This window comes from Alkalihalobacterium sp. APHAB7 (assembly GCF_048323755.1).
Lineage (GTDB): Bacteria > Bacillota > Bacilli > Bacillales > Bacillaceae_F > Alkalihalobacterium.
Genome location: NZ_JBLWFS010000051.1, coordinates 1 through 9250 on the forward strand (window position 1 = coordinate 1; position 9250 = coordinate 9250).

Annotated in this window: 8 protein-coding genes; all 8 read left to right on the forward strand. The window is 35.3% G+C overall.

The features are described 5' to 3' along the window. Window positions 1-1076, forward strand: a 1076-nt coding sequence (locus ACNSTQ_RS22630; RefSeq protein ID WP_418202008.1) for a sulfatase-like hydrolase/transferase, incomplete at its 5' end; no start/stop codon positions are given. Between the two features lie 780 nt (window positions 1077-1856). Beyond that, window positions 1857-2108: a hypothetical protein gene (locus ACNSTQ_RS22635; RefSeq protein ID WP_418202009.1), complete on the forward strand. Its 252-nt coding sequence runs from the start codon at window positions 1857-1859 to the stop codon at window positions 2106-2108. Between the two features lie 12 nt (window positions 2109-2120). Then, window positions 2121-2354, forward strand: coding sequence for a hypothetical protein (locus tag ACNSTQ_RS22640; protein ID WP_418202010.1), 234 nt, complete (start codon window positions 2121-2123; stop codon window positions 2352-2354). A gap of 463 nt (window positions 2355-2817) precedes the next feature. Then, entirely contained in the window at window positions 2818-3600 is a 783-nt protein-coding gene (locus tag ACNSTQ_RS22645) for a hypothetical protein (protein WP_418202011.1), read from the forward strand. Between the two features lie 378 nt (window positions 3601-3978). Further along, window positions 3979-5700 (forward strand): hypothetical protein, encoded by a 1722-nt coding sequence (locus ACNSTQ_RS22650; RefSeq protein ID WP_418202012.1) that lies wholly within the window; start codon window positions 3979-3981, stop codon window positions 5698-5700. Window positions 5701-6150: 450 nt separating this feature from the next. Then, complete coding sequence (locus ACNSTQ_RS22655; protein ID WP_418202013.1) at window positions 6151-6351, forward strand: hypothetical protein; 201 nt, start codon at window positions 6151-6153, stop codon at window positions 6349-6351. A gap of 171 nt (window positions 6352-6522) precedes the next feature. Next, entirely contained in the window at window positions 6523-7419 is an 897-nt protein-coding gene (locus ACNSTQ_RS22660; protein WP_418202014.1) for a DUF4145 domain-containing protein, read from the forward strand. Between the two features lie 295 nt (window positions 7420-7714). Further along, window positions 7715-9001 (forward strand): sigma-70 family RNA polymerase sigma factor, encoded by a 1287-nt coding sequence (locus ACNSTQ_RS22665; protein ID WP_418202015.1) that lies wholly within the window; start codon window positions 7715-7717, stop codon window positions 8999-9001. Window positions 9002-9250: the final 249 nt, after the last annotated feature.

The following is a 9250-nucleotide window of genomic DNA, read 5'->3' on the forward strand; positions in this document are numbered from 1 at the left end:
TTGTAAATCCGCACGATATTACCCTATATGGGTTATTCACACAATTACTACCAACATATAATTTTTCAGTAGATCCTACAGTTCCTTTTATACCACCAGCCCCGACAGCAAACGAGGATCTTCTTACTAAGCCCTCAGCCCAACGTAATTACCGAGACGTTTATCAACAGGCATTACAACCTACATTGGATACCCCTTTCTACAGGCAGCTATACTATTCACTTCATAAGCAGGTTGATGATGAAATGTATAAAGTGTTTACCGCACTTAAACAATCTATTTTCTATGAAAATACAATTGTGGTATTTACTGCAGACCATGGCAGTTTAGTTGGGGCCCATGGAGGATTGTTTCAAAAATGGCATAATGCCTATGAGGAAGCACTTCATGTTCCACTCATTATTCATAGTCCTAAATACTTTGCTGACTGTAAAGAAACGGATTTGCTAACAAGTCATGTGGACATTGTTCCTACTTTATTAGGACTTGCAAATATTGATGTTCAAGAAGTCCAAGAAAAATTGAAAACAGATCATACAGAGGTCCATTCCTTAGTAGGTCGAGACTTAACTTTGTTAATTAATGGAAATTTAGATTTTACTCGAGGTGATGAGGCTCTTTACTTTATGACAGATGATGAATTTTCCAAAGGTTTAAATCAATACACCCTAACTGGCCAACCTTATGAAGCAGTTAGACAGCCTAATCATTTGGAAACTGTCATCATCAAACTACCAACAGGAGAAAATAACTCAAAGGAAATTTGGAAGTTTACTCGGTATTTCGATAATCCACAATTTTGGAGTGATCCAGGCGTTGAAGATGTTGAAACTACCCAGAAGAAAGCCACAGATATTTCTGAGGATCTTCAGGCTGCTATTTGTATCACAACCACTAAATCTCAGCCAGTGCCTGATCAATTCGAGTTATACAATATAACGCGGGATCCGTTTGAGGAAATAAACCTTGCACACCCTATACATGAAACACCTGAATCAAAAACGATTCAAAAACTTCTAACAGGTATTCTTCAAGAACAACGCAAGCAAAAAAGACTCACTCCTTCAAGTGGTTAATTACATGGGAAATGTGCTTGCCCCCCAGTGCGGTAGGGTATATGTCACTGTGACAACCCGAATGTTGCCGAAAGATATTTAAGGGTTATAGTTCCAAGGATTTGGGGTCTGTCTCCCGCACTAGAGTAAAGTATTACCGCAGTGGGGTAGACAGGTCCCGTTTTTTTCAAGATGGTCACAGAGCCAACACAGGAGTTCACTACTTCTTATACTCTCAAGAAGTACTTGGTTGGAGAATTGATGGTAATCATAGATCCAGTTCCTCTCGACAAATCTCGGGTTGTCACAGTGTCATTTATTGGGAGGATATCAAGCGTGACTTCCAACTATAACGTTCAATTCTCAAAAGAAGCGTTAAAATATTTATCGAATACTCATTTTAAAGATTGGTCCACGTGGAGATATTTATAAATAATTACTAAAAGGCAAAGTTCATTCAACGGACTTTGTCTTTTCTTACGAAGTTTTGTTGTTTAATAATGATACAATATAAGGAAGTACCCCTGAGTATATATCACTGTGACAACCCGAATATTGCCGAAAAATAGTTAAGGGTGAGTCTCAAAAGTTCAGGTACTGAGCCGCCACTAGAGTGAAGTATTACCGCAGCGGGTAAGAAAAGATAGTGATAATCTTACGAAGAAGCAGATTGATAGCTTTTTGCTAGCGAGCCCTAGCATCTTTGAGCTGATGAATTCAAAGTGTGAACAGTTTATTTTTTGTGTAGCTTTTAAGTTAAAAATCCAAATCTCTTAATAGTTTCGAAAGCTGGTGTCTGACTTGAAAAAACAATACCTTGATTTAATGCAATTTTTCGAAGGGTACGTACGGAATTACCGGAGAATGAACTTATCAGTTGCACATAATCATTTAATGTTTACGAAAAGAGAAATTGATTATTTTGCTAACTTTGGAGAAATGCTCGGTTTTGATGCTTTTATTGAAGATTCTAAGTTTGATAAAGCTTTAGGTAGGTCAAGACCGATGGATCTTTCATGGTGGAAGTGGGACGAGCGAGATAAAGAAAATTAAGTCTATCTCGCGATGCATTTAGAATGGGAAAATCAATGGGATAAAGATGAGGAGACGATAGAAAAGCTGATTGCTGAAACAGAGCCAGACTACATTCCGCATAATGTAATTGGAATACAGAATATAAATTCAGAAGAGAGGATCCAAGCTCTAAATTCCTTAGTTGTTACCAAGAACAAAGCTCAACTATCCAATGTTCTAATGATTTATCGTTTCTATGATAGAGATTTAGAGGTGAGAGAGTAAGGGGTTATCATTTCAGTCCGGATGAAAAGAGCAAGTAAGGGAAGCAAATTGTAAACAAGATGAAGTCGGTTATTGGTTTATGTACTTTGGATAGAGGCGGCCTTTCTAATGTGTTTAAAAGAGTAATGATGTTATTTAAAAATATATGTATTTAAATAAAGAGGAATTAAACTGTGATTTCTTTAGTTGTAATCCTGATAGGTTAATTCGTTATGATTTTTCGATTAGCAGTGAACGTGGGAAAACCCAAATTTCAACGTCAGAAAATAAAGAGAAGCTAATATTTTTATAGAGTTTCTTTAAAAGTACTCTGATTGACCAATCAATTTAAATGTTTTGACCTCATTACACCCAGAACAGTTATAATATTATTTATTACATAATTAGCAAAATGAGCGCTAGTAATTTAAACTTGATTTACTATATTTACTTCAAGGTCATTCATAATTGGGGGACGTTTATTATGGCAATTGTACACTTTAAAAAGAGTCTCGAGACGTTAAGGGAAATATACTCAGACAATCTATCTGTGCCATTAATTGCAGAAGATTTATTTGCTTGTCCTTTGGACGGTGATGCACTAGAAGTTAAACAGAACATGGAGGAATCAGACTTTGACTATTATGGAGTTGAAAATAATGGGAAGATTATTGGCTATATTGTCAGGTCTGAACTGAAAGATGGTTTGATATCAAAATATGTTCATCCTTTCGAAATGGACGATCTTATTTCAGAATCAACGTCACTTATCGAACTGTTGCAAATATTTAAAGATAAAAATCCAGTGTTTGTACTTGAAAAAAATCAAGTAAAGAAACTACTAACATTAGCTGATTTACAAAAACAACCGATTCGTATGTTAGTATTTGGCTTAATTTCTCTATTAGAAATGAATTTATTAGAGTTAATTAAAAAAAGTTACCCAGACAATGGTTGGACACAGTGTTTAAGTGAGGGAAGAATCGAAAAAGCATTAGAAGTATACGAAAAAAGGAAGCAAAAAAATGAGGGGCTAGGCCTAATTGAATGTATCCAGCTATCTGATAAAGGAACGATCATCCGAAAAACACCACAACTGTTAAATCAACTGGAATTTCATTCAAAAAAAGAGGTGGATCGATTCTTTAGCTCTATTGAGGAGTTAAGAAATAATACAGCTCATTCTCAAGAATATGTATATGATGATTTTAATGATTTCTTGGATTCTATTAATAGAATAGAAAAATTGTTAAGGGTATTACCGTAACGGGGGCAGGCCCCGCTTTCGTTCAAGGTGGTCACATCCACCACAGGCATTCACTACTTCTTATTTTTGTTAAGTAGCGCTTGGTTGGAGGAGCAACGAGAATTGATGGTAATCATAGCCCCCATTCTTCTCGACAAATCTCGGGTTGTCACAGTGACATTTGTTTAATCGAAAGGCATGGAAAACAGTAACTTCTGTTCTCCATGCCTTTTAAAATATATTCTAGGTTGTTACTTTGTAGATTGCACTTCTGGAAAATAATTTATTAATGAAGTAAAACATACATTAAATCAGCCTCAATTGGTATGTTAATGATTAAGAAGTAAGATCGCTGAATACATCTTGAACCTATTTTTACACACAAATGAGGACTTGCAAATGGCTATTTTAGAAAAAGAAGTAGAAGTTACGTTGCATAACAAAACGATTGAATACTATGAAAACCTTGGCTACGAAATACCAAGGAAGAAAAATAAACAAAACAAAATGGTCGTTCCACGTGGGTCAAAGATAATGGTCAAATTAGAACACTTGCAAGAGGGTAGCGGTGTTTTCGTAACTAAAATTTGTGATGATTGTGGGTGTACGTCTAAAGTAAAGTATTCAACTTTATTAACAAATCGGAAAAGGGCAGGTGGGAAGGACAGGTGTAAAGAGTGTGGTTGGAAACATGGAATACCTAAAAAAGATTCGGTTTACTTAGGGAATGTAGGTAGTATTGCCGAAACAGACCCACACATCGCTTCTTTGTTTTACGAAGAAGAAGATGCCTTTAAGTACACAAGAAATTCTGCGAGAAAGGTCTACTTCAAGTGTCCAACTTGTAATCGTAAAATACGTAAACAAATAGGATATGTAACGAAATTCGGACTAACTTGCGAACTTTGTGACGATGGCTTTTCCATCCCCGAGAAATTTACTGTGAATGTATTAGAACAATTAGGAATTGAATTTGAAACACAAAAGATTTTCGAATGGTCTGGCAATAAGAGATATGACTTCTATATTCCAGACAAAAATATGATTATAGAAACTCATGGTAGGCAACATTACAGTATCACATTTGAATATCTTGGTGGGAGATCATTAGAAGAAGAACAAGAAAACGATAGACTGAAATTTAACAATGCAATGAAAAATGGGATTGAAAACTACATCCTAATTGACTGTCAACAGTCAGAGTTTAAGTACCTAAAAAATAGCTTTCTAAACAGTAAATTACCAAACTTTTATGACTTAACTCGTATCAATTGGGAAGAGTGCTACAAATTGGCTTGTTCATCATTGGCGCATGAGGCTTGGAAACTGTGGGATAGCGGATTGACAAGTATAATGAAAATTGCAGAAAAACTAAATATTAGTAGAACGGTCTTGACGAGGTATCTGAAGCGAGGTTCTGATCTTGGTTTGTGTACGTATGATGTTGAGAAAGAAACGAATATTAGTCCCGTTGTTCAATTGTCTCCTACTGGCGAGTTTATGAATGTGTTTGAAAGTATATCTAAAGCAATGGACGACCTAGGACTACCAAAGACCAATCGAGACTATAGTAATATATCGACGGTATGTAGTGGAAGAACGAAAATGGCTTACGGGTACAGATGGATGTACAAAGATGATTATGAAAAGTACCGTAATGGTGAAATAGAATTACCGCAATACCAAGACACTAGACATGAAACAATCGTAAAATTAACTTTTGATAATGAATATGTTTCAGAACATGTAGGTGTTTTCAATGCTTCTGTTTCCGTAGGGTTGTCTAAGTCCAATTCTCATATTATAGATTGTTGTAATCGAAAAAGAGATAAATCTCATGGGTTCAAATGGATGTACAAAAAAGATTATATGAAATATCTCAATGATGAGATTGAAATGCCCCCTTTTAATGACACTAGACCTAAGATGATAGTGAAACTGACGAAAGACAACGAATACATATCAGAGCATGAAGGAGTTTTAAATGCTTCCATTTCTGTTGGGTTTTCTAATGCGAAGTATAAAATAACAGAGTGTTGTAAGGGTAGGTTGAAGTCTGCATATGGATATAAATGGATTTTTAAAGAAGATTATGAAGCAGAGTATGGGGAAAGGGAATAATACTGATAAAAATGTTGGTGTATTAAGAAGGTGATTTCTGGTTTGAACAAGGGTCATCTTTTAGTTTCCATTGTATATGTCACTGTGACAACCCGAAACACCCCGAATATTGCGGAAAAATAGTTAAGGGTGAGTCCTAAAGGTTCGGGGTCTGTGCTGCCCCCTTAGAGTAAGGTATTGCCGCAGTGGGTAAGAAAAGATATTGTTAATCTTATGAAGTAGCTGTTTGCTAGTCAGATGCTAGAATGTCCTAGCATCTTTGACCTGATTAATTCAAAGTGTGAACAGTTTATTTTTTGTGTAGTTTTTTAAGTTAAAAATCCAAATGTCTTAATAGTTTCGAAAGCTGGTGTCTGACTTGAAAAAACAATACCTTGATTTAATGCAATTCTTCGAAGGGTACGTAAGGAATTACCGGAGAATAACTTATCAGTTGCACATAATCGTTCAATGTTTACAAAAAGAGAAATTGATTATTTTGCTAACTTAGGAGAAATGCTCGCCGTTCTAATGATTTACCGTTTCTATGATAGAAATTTTGATGTTGAGAGGGTTAGGGCGTACCATTTAAGTCCAGATGGCAAAGAGCAAGTAAGGGAAGCAACTTGTAAGCAGGATGAAGTCGGCTATTGGTTTATGTACTTCATTTAGAATGGATGTGTAAAAACGTATCCGCTGCGAATTTACGAATTCGGGCCCTGACCCTCACTACAGTAAAGTATTACCGCAGCGGGGACAGACCCGCTTTCCTAATAATATGAGAGTGGTGTCATTAAATGATAAACTAATAGAAAATATTCTATTAAAGGAAGTGGAACGGGAATGAAGTCTAGTATATTTAATTTTATTGGGGATTTTTCGAGTACTTTAGAAGAATTAGCATTACGTGTAGAAGCACTCTTATGGGATCAACCACAAGCAGCTATTACCCAATCACGCTTGTTTGGAGAAATGTTAGTGTCCATGATCTTTGAGCAAGAAAACATGAATGAAGTGTATCCAATGAAACAGGTGGAAAAGATAAATAGATTGTATAAACACGATATTATTCAAGACGATATTTATAAGAAATTGGAGTACATAAGAAAAAACGGAAATATTGCGTCTCATCAAGTGTTAGAGATGTGTCAAGAAGTAGCGAAGCAAGTGCATCAGGCGCTGTTCGATATTAGTGTATGGTATGCAGAAGTTTATGGTCATTATACGTTTAGTGCCCCAACATATGAGCTACCTTCTAAGCCTAATCAAGACCATCATGATATGAAACAATGGATGGATGCGTATATACAAGAAACTACAAAGCGGCTGACGGAAATAGAAGCACACCTAGAACAACTAAAACAAGAAAAATATCAGCAAGAAGATTTGGTTAATGAAAAGGAGAAATCTAGAGTTCGTACTGCCCTTAAACCGGTTAAATCAAATGAACGCAGTTTCCCTTTAGAGCAATTCGAATCCACATTTAAAAAAGTGAATTTTAAGAGAACCAATCTTATTGCTATTCATCCTTCAATAGTGGAGCAAGAGAAGATGTTCATGGAAGTGCCAAACAAGCAAAGAAAAAGTACAGCGTTAAGACGCTTCCCTAAAATGGAAGAAGGCGGCAAACTTAAGTCTAATTATGGATATATGTATACGTTCCAAACCAAAAGAGAACTAGAAGAGTTGCTACGACGAGTAGTAGAAATCTTAAACTCTAGAAATCCTTTGAGCGTATAAGATCTAGTGGAATACTATGGTAAGGGAAGCAAGGGGAGGTTCTCTTGCTTCCTGTGATTCGCTAAACTACCGAAGCGGAAGAACTGGTATTGTGCATTTATTAATTAATGAAGTTTAAGTTGATAATCAAATCGAATGATCCGATTGTTTGAGCAATACAAAAAGAAGCTAGAGTATGGATACCGAATTATTACAGGTAGTGAGGTTAATAAAGTTTATATAAATCAATTATAAATAACTAAAAAATAGGCGCTCATGGGTGTAACGAGTTCCGTTACCTATCGCAAACAATGGTGTGTCTTCATACAAAGCTTTATCATATATTTTTTCTATTGCTATGAATGAATCTAAAAAAGTATTAAAGAAAAAAGGGAAAGAACAAGTCATTTCTATCAATGATGATCGCTTTTGGAATATTTACGCGAATGACCATGATACCGAACCTAGTGTGTTAACTATTGAAATGAATAATGAAACAGTACAGACCATAAGCCAGATACAAGAAGTTTACAAACAGCTTCTATTATTAAAATATGAACTGGAACTAAGTTATAAGGAGATAGGATTATTACTTGGAATGAAGGAAGGGACCATTAAGACTTATTTATTCCGCGCAAGAAAAGAGTTTCAAAAGAAGTGGAGGAATCTCTTGATGAGTGATTATACAGGTGATATCTTTGATGAAAAGAAGATAAAAAAGGCGATTAAAAAGGGTAAAACAAAGTCAATAATTACAATTGTTTTAGTTTCTTTTTTAGTATTTGTTGTTTTAACTATTTCCAATTTCGCCATTTCCGCTTACTTTAGTAAAAAGGCATTTGAACGAAGGGATGCTTATGTCAGGCTTACTACTCCCAATGGCTATATAAGTGAAACAATTGATTCAACAGGTATTCTTGGAGGAATTAGCAATTATAAAGTTTCAAAAGACATGAAAAGGAAAGCAGTTGTAATTGAACAAAATCAATATTCATTTGGTCTTTTTCCATCTACTTTGATGTCAAGAGGTCACGGAGGCAGTATTGGAGTCACGGGGGAAGACTGGCAGTTTCAATATAAAGAAAACGGCTGGAGAGAAATGATGTTCTTTCATCCCAATGTCTCTTATAAAAAATACAATAATGACGAAGAGCTAATTAATAGCATAGAAGGGGATAAAATTTATGAGGTTGCCCTCTCTTTTGATAAGCCTTACAAACAAAGTGAATTACCTGTTGGTGAGCTTCCAAAAATGACTTGGTTCTGGATTAACACCTACACTGATAGCCAAATAGAAACATTTCAAGAAGAAGTAACAGAGTATGATTGGTCTGCGACATTCATTCGTGAACGTGAAGCTTTAGGGTTCTCAGCTCATTCAACAACTAGATTGGATTATGAATATAATCGATTTCTCGAATTACTTCAAACTAGTTTTTCAAGGGACCACCATAAAGCGTTTAGTACCCTAGATGGTAAAAAAGTAAAAGATATAGAGATATTAGGTATTGTCGTGTATGGAACGAAGGAGCAAATCTTAGAAATTATGGAAGAACCTATTATAAAAGCAGCTTCTTTAGGGGGAATCATTGACAACTATTAGTATTTTTAAGAAATAAAATCCATCACATTGGGAAATTTCCTCTGTTGTATATAGAAAACAGGAACAAAATATTTAAACAAACGGAGGCGATACTTTAAGATGGTATCACTTGCCTTCTTGCGCTAAACCAGCTAATAGTTTGTCAATATTTTTCTATAAAAATCTTGAAAACCACATGCTATACTAAAAATAGACATACTAAATAACCTTCCCTAAGTACATTATTGGAAGGTTTTGTTGTATTTAGTC